Origin of the sequence: Bilifractor sp. LCP19S3_H10, assembly GCF_052119185.1 — a bacterium.
GTDB lineage: Bacteria > Bacillota > Clostridia > Lachnospirales > Lachnospiraceae > Bilifractor.
Genome location: NZ_JBQKFT010000001.1, coordinates 121,579 through 138,261, shown reverse-complemented (window position 1 = coordinate 138,261; position 16,683 = coordinate 121,579). Strand labels below are relative to the sequence as shown.

General features: G+C 52.1%; 13 protein-coding genes. 12 read left to right on the top strand and 1 reads right to left on the bottom strand.

What is annotated here, in order from left to right; translation table 11 throughout:
* Nucleotides 1–2 precede the first annotated feature (2 nt).
* The 3 genes from malQ (at nt 3) to ACTQZS_RS00565 (ending at nt 6,331) form a co-directional block, all read left to right on the top strand.
* Nucleotides 3–1,619, top strand: a complete 1,617-nt coding sequence (malQ, locus tag ACTQZS_RS00575; protein WP_441474306.1) for a 4-alpha-glucanotransferase — start codon at nt 3–5, stop codon at nt 1,617–1,619.
* 131 nt (nt 1,620–1,750) lie between these two features.
* Nucleotides 1,751–4,018 (top strand): glycogen/starch/alpha-glucan phosphorylase, encoded by a 2,268-nt coding sequence (locus ACTQZS_RS00570; protein ID WP_441474305.1) that lies wholly within the window; start codon nt 1,751–1,753, stop codon nt 4,016–4,018.
* 513 nt (nt 4,019–4,531) lie between these two features.
* Nucleotides 4,532–6,331, top strand: coding sequence for an LCP family protein (locus tag ACTQZS_RS00565; RefSeq protein ID WP_441474098.1), 1,800 nt, complete (start codon nt 4,532–4,534; stop codon nt 6,329–6,331).
* Between the two features lie 170 nt (nt 6,332–6,501).
* Here ACTQZS_RS00565 and ACTQZS_RS00560 read toward each other — a convergent pair whose 3' ends face one another.
* Nucleotides 6,502–7,260 carry a DUF3786 domain-containing protein gene (locus ACTQZS_RS00560; RefSeq protein ID WP_441474097.1) on the bottom strand — a complete coding sequence of 253 codons (759 nt, stop codon included), beginning with the start codon at nt 7,258–7,260 and terminating at the stop codon, nt 6,502–6,504.
* 335 nt (nt 7,261–7,595) lie between these two features.
* Between ACTQZS_RS00560 and ACTQZS_RS00555 the strand changes: the two genes are divergently transcribed.
* The 9 genes from ACTQZS_RS00555 to ACTQZS_RS00515 all read left to right on the top strand — a co-directional run bounded on the left by ACTQZS_RS00555 (nt 7,596) and on the right by ACTQZS_RS00515 (nt 16,624).
* The gene (locus ACTQZS_RS00555; protein ID WP_441474096.1) at nt 7,596–9,188 is read left to right on the top strand and encodes a peptide chain release factor 3; all 1,593 of its coding nucleotides are present in this window, start codon (nt 7,596–7,598) and stop codon (nt 9,186–9,188) included.
* Between the two features lie 234 nt (nt 9,189–9,422).
* Nucleotides 9,423–9,812, top strand: coding sequence for an Asp23/Gls24 family envelope stress response protein (locus ACTQZS_RS00550; protein ID WP_441474095.1), 390 nt, complete (start codon nt 9,423–9,425; stop codon nt 9,810–9,812).
* A 114-nt stretch (nt 9,813–9,926) separates the two neighbouring features.
* On the top strand, nt 9,927–10,421 hold the full coding sequence (nusB, locus tag ACTQZS_RS00545; protein WP_441098889.1) for a transcription antitermination factor NusB: 495 nt from the start codon (nt 9,927–9,929) through the stop codon (nt 10,419–10,421).
* A gap of 6 nt (nt 10,422–10,427) precedes the next feature.
* The gene (gene xseA / locus ACTQZS_RS00540) at nt 10,428–11,711 is read left to right on the top strand and encodes an exodeoxyribonuclease VII large subunit (protein ID WP_441474094.1); all 1,284 of its coding nucleotides are present in this window, start codon (nt 10,428–10,430) and stop codon (nt 11,709–11,711) included.
* Nucleotides 11,712–11,930, top strand: a complete 219-nt coding sequence (gene xseB, locus ACTQZS_RS00535; RefSeq protein WP_441098887.1) for an exodeoxyribonuclease VII small subunit — start codon at nt 11,712–11,714, stop codon at nt 11,928–11,930.
* Nucleotides 11,920–12,816: a polyprenyl synthetase family protein gene (locus ACTQZS_RS00530; protein ID WP_441474093.1), complete on the top strand. Its 897-nt coding sequence runs from the start codon at nt 11,920–11,922 to the stop codon at nt 12,814–12,816. The genes xseB and ACTQZS_RS00530 overlap by 11 nt, the downstream gene beginning before the upstream one ends.
* An 89-nt stretch (nt 12,817–12,905) precedes the next feature.
* Entirely contained in the window at nt 12,906–14,759 is a 1,854-nt protein-coding gene (dxs, locus tag ACTQZS_RS00525; RefSeq protein ID WP_441474092.1) for a 1-deoxy-D-xylulose-5-phosphate synthase, read from the top strand.
* Between the two features lie 159 nt (nt 14,760–14,918).
* Entirely contained in the window at nt 14,919–15,749 is an 831-nt protein-coding gene (locus ACTQZS_RS00520; protein WP_441474091.1) for a TlyA family RNA methyltransferase, read from the top strand.
* A gap of 5 nt (nt 15,750–15,754) precedes the next feature.
* Complete coding sequence (locus ACTQZS_RS00515; RefSeq protein WP_441474090.1) at nt 15,755–16,624, top strand: NAD(+)/NADH kinase; 870 nt, start codon at nt 15,755–15,757, stop codon at nt 16,622–16,624.
* Nucleotides 16,625–16,683 lie beyond the last annotated feature (59 nt).

Sequence of the window (16,683 nt, the reverse complement as noted above, 5' to 3'; positions counted from 1 at the left end):
GAATTGCACGGGAAGTACAGGAGAACGAGGTGAAAATGAGAACAAGTGGTATTTTGCTTCCGGTTTCATCCCTGCCGACCCGATATGGAATCGGCGGTTTTTCGGATGAAGCGTTTGAATTTGTGGACCGGCTAGAGGAGGCCGGGCAGAGCTGGTGGCAGGTCCTGCCACTGGGTCCGACCGGATACGGGGATTCTCCGTATCAGTCCTTTTCCACCTTCGCCGGGAACCCCTACTATATTTCGCTGGATAAGCTGAGAGAGGAGGGACTTCTTACCACTGAGGAATGCGAAGAGGCGGACTGCGGTCAGAACCCCGAATATGTAGATTATGAGAAAATCTACTTCAGCCGCTTCAAGGTCCTGAAGAAGGCCTTCGACCGGTTTGAGCGTGAATCACAGGGGCAGGATGAACTGGAGGCTTTCTGTGAGAAGAATCGGGACTGGCTTGCGGATTATGCTCTGTACATGGCAATCAAGAACATCCGCGGCGGAGAGGAATGGAGCCGCTGGCCAGCGGAGCTGAAGGACAGAGATCCTGAGGCGTTAAAGGCGGCGGAGAGTGAGCTCCAGACAGAGGTAAAATACTACTGCTTCCTGCAGTTAGAATTCGCGAAGCAGTGGAAGACATTGAAGGATTATGCGAACGGGAAGAAAATCGGCATTATCGGAGACATTCCGATCTATGTGGCAATGGACAGCGCGGACTGCTGGGCAGGCCGGGAGCTCTTCCAGTTCGGCAGTGACGGTAAACCTTCCGGGGTCGCGGGATGTCCGCCGGATGCATTTTCCGCTGACGGACAGCTATGGGGGAATCCGCTGTATGATTGGGATTACCACAAAAAGACAGGATACCGCTGGTGGATCCGCAGAATGAAGAGATGCGCGGAGCTTTATGATTCGGTCAGAATCGATCATTTCCGTGGATTTGCGGGGTACTATTCGATTCCCTTCGGTGCGCCGAATGCCAGAAATGGTCATTGGGAGAAGGGCCCCGGCATAGATCTGTTTCATGCGATCCAATCTGAGCTCGGAGATCAGAATTACATCGCTGAGGATCTGGGCTTCCTGACGGATGATGTCGTAGAAATGGTAAAGGAAACCGGATATCCCGGGATGAAGGTTCTGGGATTTGCCTTTGACGGCAGTCCGGATAATGGTTATCTCCCGGATCACTACGAGCAGAACTGTGTGGTATATACAGGCACTCATGATAACGAGACGATTGTGGGATGGTTCCGCAATCTGAACCGAAAGGGGAGAGCCTTTGCAAAGAAGTATCTCGGACACAGAGTTGTTCCGGAGGAGGATTTTGTCAGGCTTGCGCTGATGAGTGTCGCGAATCTGGCGATTATTCCCGTTCAGGATTATCTTGGACTTGGCGATGAGGCAAGAATCAATGAGCCGTCTACACTTGGGGACAACTGGAAGTGGAGGCTTGTCCCGGGACAGTTCGATGTGCACACGGCAGAAAGAATCCGGGAACTGACGGAGATCAGTGACAGACTCCCGGCAAGAGAACGGGACAAACGAAACGACCGGACGCAAGACCGTACGAAAGTTAATCCAAAAGATAGTACAAAGGAAACGGAAAGCATAAACAGCTGTGCCACGAAATGAGGACACAGGAACATTGCGACTGAACTTTAGACAGAAGTTATACTTTGAGACAACAACATGTGAGAGAAAATAAGGAGAATCAAAGCATGGGAACAATGGAAGAGAAAAGCGTAGATACGACAGATGCTGTTATGGAGGAGAGAATCGAGAAAATTCTGACGGTCCGTTTCGGAAGAGGACTGAGGGATTGTACAAAAGAGGAAATTTTTGAGGCTCTGATGCAGATCACGAAAGAGGAGATGGAGGGACGTCCGAAAGTAGAAGGCAAAAAGAAGCTCTACTACATCTCCGCCGAGTTCCTGATCGGAAAGCTGCTTTCCAATAACCTGATCAACCTTGGACTCTATGACAAGGTGAATGCCATCCTTAAGAAATACAAGCTCTGTGTTGCAGATATCGAGGGACTTGAGAATGAGCCGTCACTCGGAAACGGCGGTCTCGGCCGTCTTGCCGCATGTTTTCTGGATTCAATCGCTACGCTGAATCTGTGCGGAGACGGAGTGGGTCTGAACTATCATTACGGACTGTTCCGTCAGGAATTTCTGAACAACAAGCAGCATGAGGTGATTAATCCCTGGATTCGCAAGGACAGCTGGCTGGAGCGCCGCCCGGAATCCTTCGAGGTGCCGTTCGGCAGATTTACTCTGAAATCTACGATGTATGACATTGATATTCCAGGATATGAGACCGGAAAATGCAACCGGCTGCATCTGTTTGATCTGGATTCGGTCGATGACGGCATGGTTCAGCCGGACAGCATCAATTTTGATAAGAGAGATATCCAGAGAAATCTCACCCTGTTCCTGTATCCGGACGACAGCGACCGGGACGGAAGAATTCTGCGTGTATATCAGCAGTACTTTATGGTAAGCAATGCCGCGCAGCTGATTCTGAAGGAAGCGGACGAAAGGGGAGTAGACCTTCACAAACTCGACGAGTATGTTGCTGTACAGATTAATGATACCCACCCGTCTATGGTGATTCCGGAGCTGATCCGTCTTCTGACCGCGCGCGGCCTGTCCATGGATGAGGCAATCGCGGTAGTCACAAAGACCTGCGCATACACCAATCACACAATCCTCGCGGAAGCTCTTGAAAAATGGCCGATTGATTATCTGGAGGAAGCGGTACCGCATCTTCTTCCGATCATTCGGGAGCTGGACAAGAGAGTCAGGGCAACGGTGAAGGATGAGACAACCTACATCATCGACAAGAACAATCTGGTTCATATGGCATCGATGGATATCCATTACGGACATTCGGTCAACGGTGTCGCTTCTCTTCACACGAAGATACTCGAGGAATCCGAGCTGAAGAATTTCTATAAGCTTTATCCGGAGAAATTTAACAACAAGACAAACGGTATTACCTTCCGCCGCTGGTTCATCGCCTCCAACCCGGAGCTCACTGCCTATATCGAGTCCCTGATCGGCCCCGGATTCCGGAAGGATGCAATGGAGCTGGAGAAGCTGATGAAATATCATGATGATGAGAAGGTGCTCAATGAGATCGGCAGAATCCGTCATCACAACAAGAAAAAAGCGGCTGAGTATCTGTATGAGACACAGAACCTCGTTCTGGATGTGGACTCAATCTTTGATGTACAGGTAAAGCGTCTGCACGAGTATAAGCGTCAGCAGATGAATGCGCTGTACGCGATCTATAAATATCTTGAGATCAAGAAGGGCAATCTCCCGAAGCGGCCGATCACAATGATCTTCGGCGCCAAGGCAGCTCCGGCCTACACCATCGCAAAGGATATCATACACCTGATTCTCTGTCTGCAGGAGCTGACGACAAAGGATCCGGAGGTAAGTCCGTACCTGAAGGTGGTTATGATTGAGAACTACAACATTACCAAGGCGGAGAAAATCATCCCGGCTGCGGATATCTCTGAGCAGATCTCTCTTGCTTCCAAGGAGGCTTCCGGTACAGGCAATATGAAGTTCATGCTGAACGGAGCCATCACCCTCGGAACCGAGGACGGCGCCAATGTAGAGATTCATGATCTTGTCGGAGATGACAACATCTACATCTTCGGAAAGAAATCGGAAGAGGTTGTGAAGCTGTATGAGACGGAAGGCTACAAGGCAAAGGACTATTACGACAACGTGCCTCTGATTCACAGACTGGTTGACTTTATCATTGGAAGTGAGGTGAAGAGTGTCGGCGATCCGGTAAGCCTTGAGAGACTTCACCATGAGCTGATTTCCAAGGACTGGTTCATGACTCTTCTCGATGTTGAGGATTATATCCGCACGAAGGAGAAAATGTTCGATGACTTCAATGACCGCAAGAGCTGGTACAAGAAGGAGCTTGTGAATATCGCGAAGGCAGGATTCTTCTCCTCCGACCGGACCATCGCTCAGTATAATAAAGACATCTGGCATCTCAGCTGACGGCCGGACCACTGCACGGTAAACTTCATACGATAAGTCGTGCTACAAACTGTATAAGCTACGGATTGCTCCGTGCTTCGCACTCCCGCAATCCTACAGGTATTCGCGTTTTCGCCGTGTTTCACACGGCTTCACGCTCATACCTGTTGCCTTCGAAATCGCATACAGTCTCTTACGCGCGCTTTGCGTGCGACGATCCTGTCTGCGTTTTCGAAGAGCTTATACAGTATAAAGACATCTGGCATCTCAGCTGAGACAGGCTCCGCAGAGCTTTTAGGGCTGCCGCAATGCGGCGGCCTTTTTTACGCGAACAGTGAGCCGCAGCCGAATGCGAAGTATTCGTGTGCGGCGAGCGTCGCGATAGCGAGATAAAAATCGCGCAGCATGTTTTATCTCGCTGCTTGACGGAAAAAATAAATTCTGCTATTGTGCACATATGCGGGTCAGAAGACCCGGAGAGTGCACGCGGAGCATGGATCAGGGATAATAGATATTTTAAGAGGAAGAAAATTTATGAGCAGAGAGTCAGACGACGATCAGGAGTACAAGAGGTCCGGGAGAAGAACGGATGACGGCCGGGAGTACAGAAGTTCCGGAAGAAAAACGGATGACGGCCGGGAGTACAGAAGTTCGGGGAGAAGAGCGGATGATGGCCGGGAGTACAGAAGTTCCGGAAGAAGACAGAATGACGAGATGAGGCGCAGCCGTTCCGGGAAAAGGGCAAACAGAAAAAAACGAAAGAAAACTGCTCTGACGATCTTAATCCTGGTCATTGCTGTACTCGCGGCAATTGCGATTATTTTCTTCCTGTTCCTGGAAGGAACACTAAACAGTATCAAGAGAGTTGACAAGTCCAATGAGGCATATGTGGCAAGGAGCGATGAGACCTTTGAGGTGGATTCCAGCGCGGGAAGCGATACGATGAATGCGGATGACGTCGACTTTAATGCCGGTAATATCGATGTCATGGACAGTGATGATGTCAAGAACATCCTGCTGATCGGACAGGATAAACGCTCGAATCAGAAAACAAGAACGCGTTCTGACACGATGATTATCGCGTCGATTAATACGAAAACCAATAAGATCACGATGGTATCGCTGATGCGTGACATGTATGTGCCGATTCCCGGATATTCAGCGAACCGGATCAATGCCGCGTATGTGTTCGGCGGAATGAGCCTTCTCGATCAGGTGATCAAGGAGGACTTCGGAATTACCATTGACGGCAATGTTGTTGTGGATTTTGACGGTTTCCTTGAGACTATGACGAAGATCGGCGACCTCGATATAGAACTCACCGAGGACGAAGCAAATTATATGAATGCAAACGAAGGACTCGGCTCGGCAGAGGATAATGCTTCTGTGTCAAAAGCATGGGGACTTACAGCTGGGGTGAATTCGCTGACACCGGAGCAGGCACTCACCTACAGCCGGATGAGATATGTCGGAAACTCTGACTGGGAGAGAACGGAGCGGCAGAGAAAGCTTCTGACCGCGGTATTCAAAAAAGCCAAGAAATCAAGTGTGACGAAGATCCTCAGCATGGTCAGTGATCTGATCCCGTATTTTGAGACAGATCTGAGCAACAAGGAAATCCTGAAATATGTAAAGACTGTATTCAGCGGTGACATCAAGCTGAATTCAAAGAGCTACCGTATTCCGGTGGATGGCGGCTACACTTCTCAGACGATCAGCGGCATGTCTGTGCTGGTTCCTGATCTTGAGATTAACAGCGCTTATCTTCAGCATTACCTGTACAATAAGAAGATCAGTGAATCTTTGAAGGAGGCTGCAAAAAAGGCGGAAGTTTCGACGAGCTCTGACACAACAACACCCTCCGGCAGCGGTTCGTCCGGCAATACAACAGACGGAGGCAGCACCTATTCGTACAATACGGACAGCGGGAACGCGTATTCGGGCAGTTATGACAGCTCCCAGGATTCATATTACGAGGAAGAAAACGGAACCGGCGGCTCGGGTACATATGGGCAGAATGATTACAGCGGCGGAACGGCTGGCGGATACAACGGTCAGGAATATGCCGGAGACGGAGATGCGGGAGACGGATCAGGTACGAATCCCGGTGCGACGAATTCTGGAACGAATCCGGGGACAACAGATCCGGGGACTACAGATTCGGGAACCGGAAACGGGGCAGTGGACAATTCCGGAAATACGGACAACAGCGGTGCTGGAACCGGGAATCCAGGTACCGGGGACAACGGGGGCACAGGTGCTGCCGGAACCGGTTCGACAGATACTGGCGCAGGAGACGGCACAATGACAGGAGAGGCCGGAACTGCCGCATAAATGATAGACAGCGTATCAGGCGCAAAACAACTGAATCTGTCAGCAGATTTGTATAAATGGTATGCATAAGGAGACGACAGCATATACGTCACCGGACAGAACAGAAGATCACCGGTTCTTCCTGATCCACGGCCTGCAGGGGCAGATCGTGGACGGAGGAACCGGTGATCTCATTTATTCGGTGTTTCGAACGGAGAAAAGCGGTGGCCCTTTAACACATCAGGCATGTTAATAAAATCCTCGAGGCAGTCGTGGATGGTACCAATCAGATACCAGACCGTCTCATAGCGGATAAACTGGAGAGCGTTCTGCGGCAGAAGAAACTGGTAATTCACCGGAAATTCTTCATCCCCATCCCAGAACTGAAACCAGACCGGGAAGTTGTCGAATACGGGAAGGATGAAGCTTACATCTGCGTTTCCGGGAGCAGGCGTACCATGAATAGCCAGGCAGGCTTTTCGTAAAGCATCGCTTTTCCCCGCGAACAGAGACTTGTCTGAATTCGAGACGAGTGAGGTGGCATGATACGCGCCGATGATGCCTCCAAGCCTGGAAACGGATGCCCACTCACCGGAAGGAATCGGCATCTCACCGTCAAGAGAGTAGGTGAGCATCTCATAGACCGTCATGGCAATCCCCGGTGAGGCTTTACGGTAGCCGGTTTCAGAAGGGGACGCAGCCTCGGAAGAAATCATTGAAGGGCATGGCGAATCAATCTGAACCTCACAGGTGTGTCTGAGAATACGGGCGGGAAAGGAAAGATAACGGAAAGAAATCATGGAGTCATCTGCGTCAAGGTGATAGTGCCGGATGATTTTTTCCTGGTCGAAACCCTGAAAGAGTTTCCTGCCTGATTCCGTGAAACGCTCATAGTTGCTGTGCTTTTTGTACTGTTCAATGGTGTTCTGTATCTTCTTGTTTTCTGCCATATCGGGATCCCCCTCTTTCATATCTGCAGCGGGCGTTATCTTCAGGAAGGAAGACAGCCGCTTCATCAGAGCAATCGGTGTGCTTACATTCAGGATAATCAGAGAAGTGCAGGTTGTCAAATAAGCATGATCATTGTTTTTTGAACCATCATTCGGCGGGATCGCCGATTCTTTCAACCATTGACGGAAAAACTTTCTCTGTGCTATATTTATAAGGTTTAAATAGAAGTTGTCAAAGCAGTGCAGAGAATGAACGGCGTACCGGACAGGTGCGCCCCGGATAGCGTGACAATGTTCCGGTCAAGGGCTCTGCGATCGGATTAGGAGTATAGAACGTGGCTGATTATAGAAAAGAAATTCAAAAGAGACGTACCTTTGCGATTATTTCCCACCCGGATGCAGGTAAAACGACACTGACTGAGAAATTTCTGCTGTACGGCGGCGCCATTAATCTTGCAGGCTCTGTCAAGGGAAAGGCGACGGCAAGACATGCGGTATCTGACTGGATGGAGATTGAGAAGCAGAGAGGAATTTCCGTCACGTCTTCCGTTCTTCAGTTTAATTATGAGGGCTACTGCATAAACCTGCTGGACACACCGGGACACCAGGACTTCTCTGAGGATACCTACCGTACGCTGATGGCTGCGGATTCCGCGGTGATGGTGATTGACGGGGGCAAGGGTGTGGAGCCGCAGACGAGAAAACTGTTCAAGGTATGCGCCATGCGGCATATTCCGATTTTTACCTTTATCAACAAGATGGACCGGGACGCAAGGGACACCTTTGATCTGATCGATGAGATTGAGAAGGAGCTGGGCATTCCGACATGTCCGGTTAACTGGCCGATCGGTTCCGGAAAGAGCTTCCGCGGTGTGTATGACCGCGATACAAACAAGGTTCTGACGTTCTCAGATACGATGAAGGGAACGAAGGAAGGTAAGGAAGAGGAGATTTCTCTTGATGATCCGCATCTTCTGGATGTTATCACAGAGGATCAGAAGGAACAGCTGGAGGAGGAGATGGAGCTTCTGAACGGAGCGGCCGAGGAATTCGATCAGGAGAAGGTGACGGCGGGAAAGCTGTCCCCGGTATTCTTTGGATCAGCGCTGACTAACTTTGGAGTGGAAACGTTCCTGCAGCACTTCCTGAAAATGACAATGCCTCCGCTGGCAAGAATGTCCGATGAGGGTCTCATCGATCCGATGCAGGAGGACTTTTCCGCCTTTGTGTTCAAGATTCAGGCAAACATGAACAAGAATCACAGGGACCGGCTTGCCTTCATGCGCATCTGCTCCGGGCGTTTTGAGGCGGATCGTGAGGTCTATTATGTGCAGGGCGACAAGAAGATGAGACTTTTGCAGCCGCAGCAGATGATGGCGGATGACCGGCATGTGGTGAATGAGGCGTATGCGGGCGATATCATCGGCGTTTTTGATCCGGGTATCTTCTCAATCGGAGATACGGTGTGCGCGCCGGGCAAGAAATTCCGTTTTGAGGGAATTCCGACCTTTGCGCCGGAACATTTCGCAAGGGTTACACTGATTGACTCGATGAAGAGGAAGCAGTTTGTGAAGGGAATCCGTCAGATTGCACAGGAAGGAGCGATTCAGGTATTCCAGGAGATTCACGGCGGAATGGAGGAGATCATCGTGGGCGTCGTCGGCGTCCTTCAGTTTGATGTGCTCAAGTTCCGGATTGAAAATGAGTATAACGTGGACATCCGGCTTGAAATGCTTCCATATGAATATATCCGCTGGATCGAGAACTGGCACGATGTGGATCTGGACCATATCGTCGGAACGTCCGACATGAAGAAGGTGGAGGATATGAAGGGACAGCCTTTGCTGCTCTTTGTCAATTCCTGGTCGGTCGGGATGGTTCTGGACCGGAACGAGGGCCTTGTGCTGACCGAGTTCTCGCGGAACTGACGGAGCCGTCGAGAAGAATCCGACGCAGGCGTCCGATGAGGCCGTCATGTTGGCCTGCCGCGCAAAGAAACGTGAACAGTAACAAGGTCAGGGACTTATCCGGGACGATTTTTCGGGAAGAGTTCACAAAGACGGCGGCGTTTGGTATAATTAGAGCAAAATCGGTAATCCGAAGGAGACAGGCATCCGGGATACGCGGCAGACGGCAAAGCGCAAGCGATGAAGGAGGAAGTTATGTCACAGAAGGGATCTAAGGAAAAGCAGAATACATACATGATTTATGACGATCACACCATCGGAACCGTTCAGATTGCGGATGAGGTCATCGCAACGATCGCTGCGCTCGCGGCGACGGAGAATGACGGCGTTGCATGTCTCGGAGGAGGCATCACCCACGCAAAGGCGTCCCGGGCAGGCGCGCGTGCCCTTGCCAAGGGCGTACGGATTGAACTTCAGGACAAGGTGATCCGTGTGAGCATCATTATCATTATGCGATTCGGATATAATATTCCGGAGACGACGAAGAAGGTTCAGGAAAGAGTGAAGAACGCACTGGAGACGATGACCGGCTTCGAGGTTGCGGATGTGAACGTGAGCGTCGCCGATGTGCAGGTCGAGAAATAAATAAGCGCGGCGAAGGCTGGCTGCCTGTGCAGGGTGAGAAACAGGTAAGCGCGGGGAAGGCTGGCTGCCTGTGCAGTTTGTGAGACAATAATAAGATCGGGAGATATTGAGAGAATGATACGTACCCAGCTGAGAGAGACAATTTTTCGCCTTCTTTTTATGAAGCAGTTTGCCGATAAAGAGGAGATGAATGATCAGGTAACACTGTATCTGGATGAGATGCGGGGAGGGCTCGTTGAGATTCCCTACGCTTCCTATGAGAGCAGGGAGGAAGAGAGGGAAAACAATCCCGCTTTTGCCAATGCCGAGGATGTTACGATGGAGGACGAGAAATACATCCGGGAAAAGCTTTCCCGGATACTCGAAAAGCTTCCGGAGATTGACGGGAAGCTGAACGAGGCGTCCAGGAACTGGAAGACTTCCCGCATGGCGAAGGTGGATCTCAGTGTCCTGCGGCTCGCGGTATATGAGATTCTGTATGATGCGGATATCCCGACCGGAGTGGCAATTGATGAGGCGGTGGAGATCGCGAAGCATTACGGAGGAGAGGAATCCGGCTCCTTTGTGAATGGCGTTCTCGGACAGATCGCGCGGGAAGAGAAGGAATGATCTGTATTGAATCATAATATATATTCGGTCGGACAGGTGAATGCATACATCCGGAATATGTTTGCGCAGGATTTTGCGCTGCGCATGATATCGGTGAAGGGTGAGATCAGCAACTGCAAATATCACCGCTCCGGCCATATTTATTTTACACTGAAGGACGCGCAGTCCGCCATATCGTGTGTTATGTTTTCGGGCGACCGGAGGGGCGGTCTGGGATTTCTGATGAAGGATGGGGACCGCGTCGTTGTGACAGGGCCGGTTGAGGTCTATACAAGAGACGGAAAATATCAGCTCTATGCCAAGAAGATTGAGCTGGAGGGAGCCGGACTTCTCTACGAGCAGTTTCTGAAGCTGAAGCAGGAACTGGAGGATATGGGGATGTTTGCGCCGGAATACAAGCGTCCGATCCCGAAGTACGTCCGCACGCTCGGGATTGTAACAGCGCCGACCGGTGCTGCCATACAGGACATCCGGAATATATCGCTCCGCAGAAATCCGTATATTCAGCTGATTCTGTATCCTGCTCTCGTACAGGGCGAGGGTGCGGTTCCGAGCATTGTGCGGGGAATCGAGACACTGGACCGGCTCGGGGTGGACTGTATCATCGTCGGACGTGGCGGCGGATCCATTGAGGATCTGTGGGCTTTCAATGAGAGAGAGGTCGCGCGGGCAGTCTTTGACTGTCAGACACCGATCATCTCCGCTGTCGGTCATGAGACAGATACCACAATCACGGATTATGTCGCGGATCTGCGCGCTCCGACTCCGTCCGCCGCCGCAGAGCTTGCGGTGGCCGATGTACGTGAGATTCTCCACAGGATGGAAATGTACCGAGGCAGGATGCTCACCGGCATGGAGAGGAGCGTTTCCGCTGCGCGCGACCGGCTGGAGGCAGACCGGGCAAAGGTTCGGTATCTGAGTCCGGCGAATCAGCTGCGGGAGAAGAAACAGCGTCTCGCCGACCTGGAGGACCGTCTGGCGGAGCGACAGGAGCGGATTCTCATTGAGACTAAGAGACGGTGGAATGATCAGCTCCATCTGCTGCGGGAGCGTTCTGTGCAGATCACTGCGGAGCGAAGACATCATCTGGAGCTGCTGATCCGGCAGCTGGACGGACTGTCTCCGATACGGAAGCTGAATCAGGGTTATTCGTATGCTGAGGATGAAAGCGGCAGGAATATTTTTTCCGTAGATCAGGTCAGGCCGGGAGACGAGCTGCTGCTTTCGGTCACAGACGGAGTCATCCGCAGCAGCGTCACAGACACGAGGAAGAGAAGGAGGGAGGTCTGAATGGAATCTGCTGAGAAAAAGGAACTGACTCTTGAAGAATCCTTTCAAAGGCTGGACGAGCTGATCGCGAAACTGGAGGATCGGGAGATTCCGCTGGAGGAGTCGTTCGCGGTTTACAAGGAGGGAATGGATCTTCTGAAGTCCAGTCGGGAGAAAATTGATACCGTTGAGAAGAAAATGCTTCAGATAAGCGAAGATGGTGAATTAAGTGAATTTTGACGAGGGATTAAAAAAACGTCGGGATCGGGCGGATGCTGTTCTTGAGCGTTACCTTCCGGCGGAGGACGCAGTTCCGGGGAAACTGGCGGAGGCGATGAACTACAGTATCCGGTCAGGGGGTAAACGGATCCGTCCGATTCTGATGATGGAAAGCTATCGGATGTTCGGCGGCAGGAAAACGGTTGTGGAGCCGTTCATGGCTGCCATTGAAATGATCCACACGCATTCTCTCGTGCATGATGACCTTCCTGCCGTCGACAATGATGAGCTTCGCCGGGGCAGAAAGACGACACATGCGGTGTTTGGAGAGGCAATTGGAATTCTGGCGGGGGATGCCTTGCTGAATTATGCCTACGAGACAGCCCTCCAGGCTTTCCGGCAGAAGGAGGATGCACAGCTTGTAGTGGAAGCGCTTGAGATTCTGGCGCGGGAAACCGGTCTGTACGGTATGCTTGGCGGCCAGAGCGTGGACGTAGAGAATGACAAAAACGGCACCTGCGCGCTGTCGAAGGAGACGCTGGATTATATTTATCTCCACAAGACGGGCGCGCTGCTTGAGGCCCCGTTGATGATCGGGGCGGTTCTCGCCGGAGCAGGCAAGGACGAGACCGAATCGATGAGGGAGATCGGAAGACGGATCGGTCTGGCGTTCCAGATTCAGGATGATATTCTGGATGTGACCAGTACTGCGGAGGAGCTGGGTAAACCGGTCGGTTCCGATACGAAGAATGACAAGACGACGTATGTCACGCTTCAGGGCGTGGACAACGCACAAAGGACCGTGAGGGAATTGACTGATGCCGCGGTGAAACTTCTGGACAGCATACCGGGAGAAAAGGAATTTCTCCGGGAGTTTCTGATTCGCATGGCTTCCAGAAGTAATTAAAGATCAGGTGTCAGAATCGAGCTGGATACCGTGAATTCCGATCGATTCCGCCGGACAGACACGGGAAGAGATATAGAGGGGGGATGGCTATGCTGGAAAAAATCAAGAAACCGAATGATGTGAAGAAAATTCCGGCGAACCGGCTCCCGGAGCTGGCGGATGAAATCCGTCAGTTCATGATTTCGTCCGTCAGCAGAACCGGCGGACATCTTGCGTCGAATCTGGGAGCGGTTGAGCTGACGATTGCGCTTCATTATGTGCTGAATCTTCCGAAGGATAAAATTCTGTGGGATGTGGGACATCAGTCTTATACGCACAAGATTCTGACCGGGCGCATGGATCGTTTTTCAACGCTTCGGCAGGAGGGCGGACTTTCCGGTTTTCCGAGACGGGAGGAGAGCAGCTGTGATTCGTGGGACGCGGGACACAGCTCGAATTCCATTTCCGCCGCGCTCGGCTACGCCAGGGCGAGGGATCTGCGAAGACAGCAGTACACGGTTGTATCTGTGATCGGTGACGGGGCGCTGACCGGCGGCATGGCCTATGAGGCGCTTGACAATGCCGCGCAGCTGAAGACGAATTTTATTATTGTTCTGAATGACAACAACATGTCGATTTCCGGAAATGTGGGAGGAATGCATGATTATCTCGCGACGCTCCGAACGTCTCACGCGTACACGGATCTGAAGGAACAGGTGGCCGGAAAGCTTGAGAAGCTTCATGGCGGAGATGAAGTGATCGAGCGGATCCGGAAGACGAAGAACAGCATCAAGCAGCTTGTCATTCCGGGAATGCTTTTTGAGAATATGGGACTTACTTATCTCGGACCGGTGGACGGTCATAATATATCCGCGATGATTCGTCTCTTTGAGGACGCAAAGCGGATTAACGGTCCGGTGATCGTGCATGTGAAGACCGAGAAGGGGCATGGCTACGCTCCGGCTGTCCGGCATCCGTCCAGATTTCACGGGACCGGCGCGTTTGACGTAGCGACCGGAATCCCGGAGAGCAGAGGGGCCGTAACCTGGACGGATATTTTTTCCACGGTTATGGTCAAGATGGGAGAGCGGAATCCGGATGTCGTGGCGGTCACCGCGGCGATGAAGGAGGGAACAGGGCTGAAACGCTTTGCAAATCGTTTTCCAGACCGGTTCTTCGATGTGGGAATCGCCGAGGAGCATGGGGTCACGTTTTCTGCGGGCCTGGCTCTCGGAGGACTCATTCCCGTTTTTGCGGTTTACTCCTCCTTTCTTCAGAGAGGATTTGACCAGATTATGAATGATGTCTGCATGCAGAACCTGCATGTGGTTTTTGCGATCGACAGAGGCGGACTCGTCGGTGCGGATGGAAAAACACATCAGGGAGTATTCGATCTGTCCTATCTGACCATGCTTCCGGGGATGACCGTGATGGCTCCAAAGAACAAGTGGGAGCTTTCCGATATGATGAAGTTCGCCGTGGCCTTTCATGGACCGGTTGCCATCCGGTATCCGAAGGGAGCAGCGTACAGCGGCCTTATGGAATGCCGTGAGGAGATTGTTCTGGGAAAGGGAGAGGTTCTGCGGAAGGGAAAGAAAATCGCGCTTCTCGCCGTTGGATCCATGGTGGCCGAGGCTGTGGCGGTTGCGCAGCATCTTGAGGCGGATGGATGGAACCCGACGGTTGTAAATATGCGCTTTGTAAAACCGCTTGACCGGGAGCTTCTGCGGGAACTTGCCTGTGACCATGATCTCTTCGTGACGATGGAAGAAAATGTCAGATGCGGAGGATTCGGGGAGCAGGTCCTCGACGAGATGAAGAGTCTGCCGGAGGAAAAACCGGTGCATGTAGAGATCATTGCCATTCCGGATACTTACATTCATCACGCCGGCAGAGATTCGCAGCTGCGGACGGCCGGCATCGATGCGGAGACGGTCTATCAGAGAATCTGTGAAATCCTGTAAGGGACGGGCTGGTTACTGTTCGCAAGGTGAGGCTTATGCGGCCCAATAGCTGCACAGCGCGCAAGTTGTATGAGTCTGGTTATTGTTCGTAAGGTATGGCCTTTGTGGTCCTGTTGCCATCGGGCAGCGGAGAAACCGGAGACGAGGGGAGGAAGAAGCGTGGCGAAGAAACGCCTGGATATACTGGTGACAGAGAGGGGACTTGCTCCCTCGCGGGAAAAGGCAAAGGTGCTGATCATGGCTGGTGAGATCTTTGTGGACGGGCAGAGGGAGGACAAGGCCGGAATGACGTTTGCGGAGACAGCGGAGATCACGCTGAAGGGACGGGATCTTTTTCCGTTCGTGAGCCGTGGCGGACTGAAGCTGGACAAGGCAGTGAAGAGCTTTGCACTGGATCTTTCAGGAAGAGTCTGCATGGATGTAGGCGCGTCCACCGGAGGTTTTACGGACTGTATGCTTCAGAACGGAGCGGTCAAGGTGTATTCTGTTGATGTGGGACGGGGACAACTGGACTGGAAGCTTCGTGAGGACCCGAGGGTCGTTGTCATGGAGAAGACAAACATCCGCTATGTGACGGCGGATGATATCCGGGAGCGGCCTTCGTTCGTTTCCGTGGATGTTTCCTTTATTTCGCTGACCAAGGTTCTTCCGGCTGTAAAGGCGCTGATGGAGCCGGAGGGAGAGCTTGCGTGCCTGATCAAGCCGCAGTTTGAGGCGGGACGTGAAAAGGTCGGGAAAAAGGGCGTCGTCCGCGATCCTGCGGTGCACGAGGAGGTGATCCGGATGATTGTTTCCTTTGCCTCCGGCATTGCGCTCTGGCCGGAGAAGATTGATTATTCCCCGATCAAGGGCCCGGAGGGAAATATCGAATATCTGATATACCTGAGAAAATATTCCGATGGAAGCGGCAGCAGCCGGATTACGGAGGATATGATTCGTGAGACCGTAGAGGCCGCGCACAGCGCCCTTGACAGGAAAGCGGAGAAATGATACGCATGACAGCTATGAAGAATTTTTTTATCATCACGAACCTTGCCAAGGATCCGGATCGGAGTATTACGGATTCGATTGTGAGATATATAGAGAACCGGGGAGGAAGGGCTGCGGTTCACATTGACAGCGCAGCTCCGGAGGATGGGCGCCGCAGCACAGAGCCGGAGGATATTCCGGAGGATACCGACGGAATCATCGTGCTCGGGGGTGACGGAACTCTGATCCGGGCTGCGGACGACGTGGTGGACAGACAGATTCCGCTCCTCGGGGTGAATCTGGGAACGCTGGGGTACCTGACGGAAATAGACCGGAATTCCATTTTCCCGGCCCTGGATGCTCTGCTGGAGGGCAGATATCAGATCGAGTCCCGCATGATGCTGCGAGGAAGAGTCTATCATGAGGGAAAAGTGATCAGTGAAGAAAGTGCATTGAATGACATCGTGATCGGGCGGGAGAATTCCATGCATGTGATTTCAATAACAAATTATGTGAACGACGCATTTCTGAATTCCTATCGCGCAGACGGCATGATCATTTCCACACCGACCGGATCAACCGGGTACAGCCTGTCTGTGGGCGGCCCGCTGATTTCGCCGGAGGCTCATCTGTTTCTGATGACTCCGATTGCCGCACATACCCTGAACACCAGAAGCATTATTCTTCCGGAAGAAAACAGAATCACGGTAAGGCTCGGACCTGGACGGGACAATACCATCGAGCATGCGATGGCTTACTTCGACGGCGACCGAAAGGCACCGATGGTTACCGGAGACAGCGTCGTGATCGTCCGTGCCGACAGGGATGTGAAGATTACGAAGATACATAACGACAGCTTTCTCGGAACACTGAGACGGAAAATGAGTAACATCTGAGGATGAAAAACTGCGGAAACGGCACAAAGCGTGCGGATGCGCGCCGGAGCGGGCAGCTT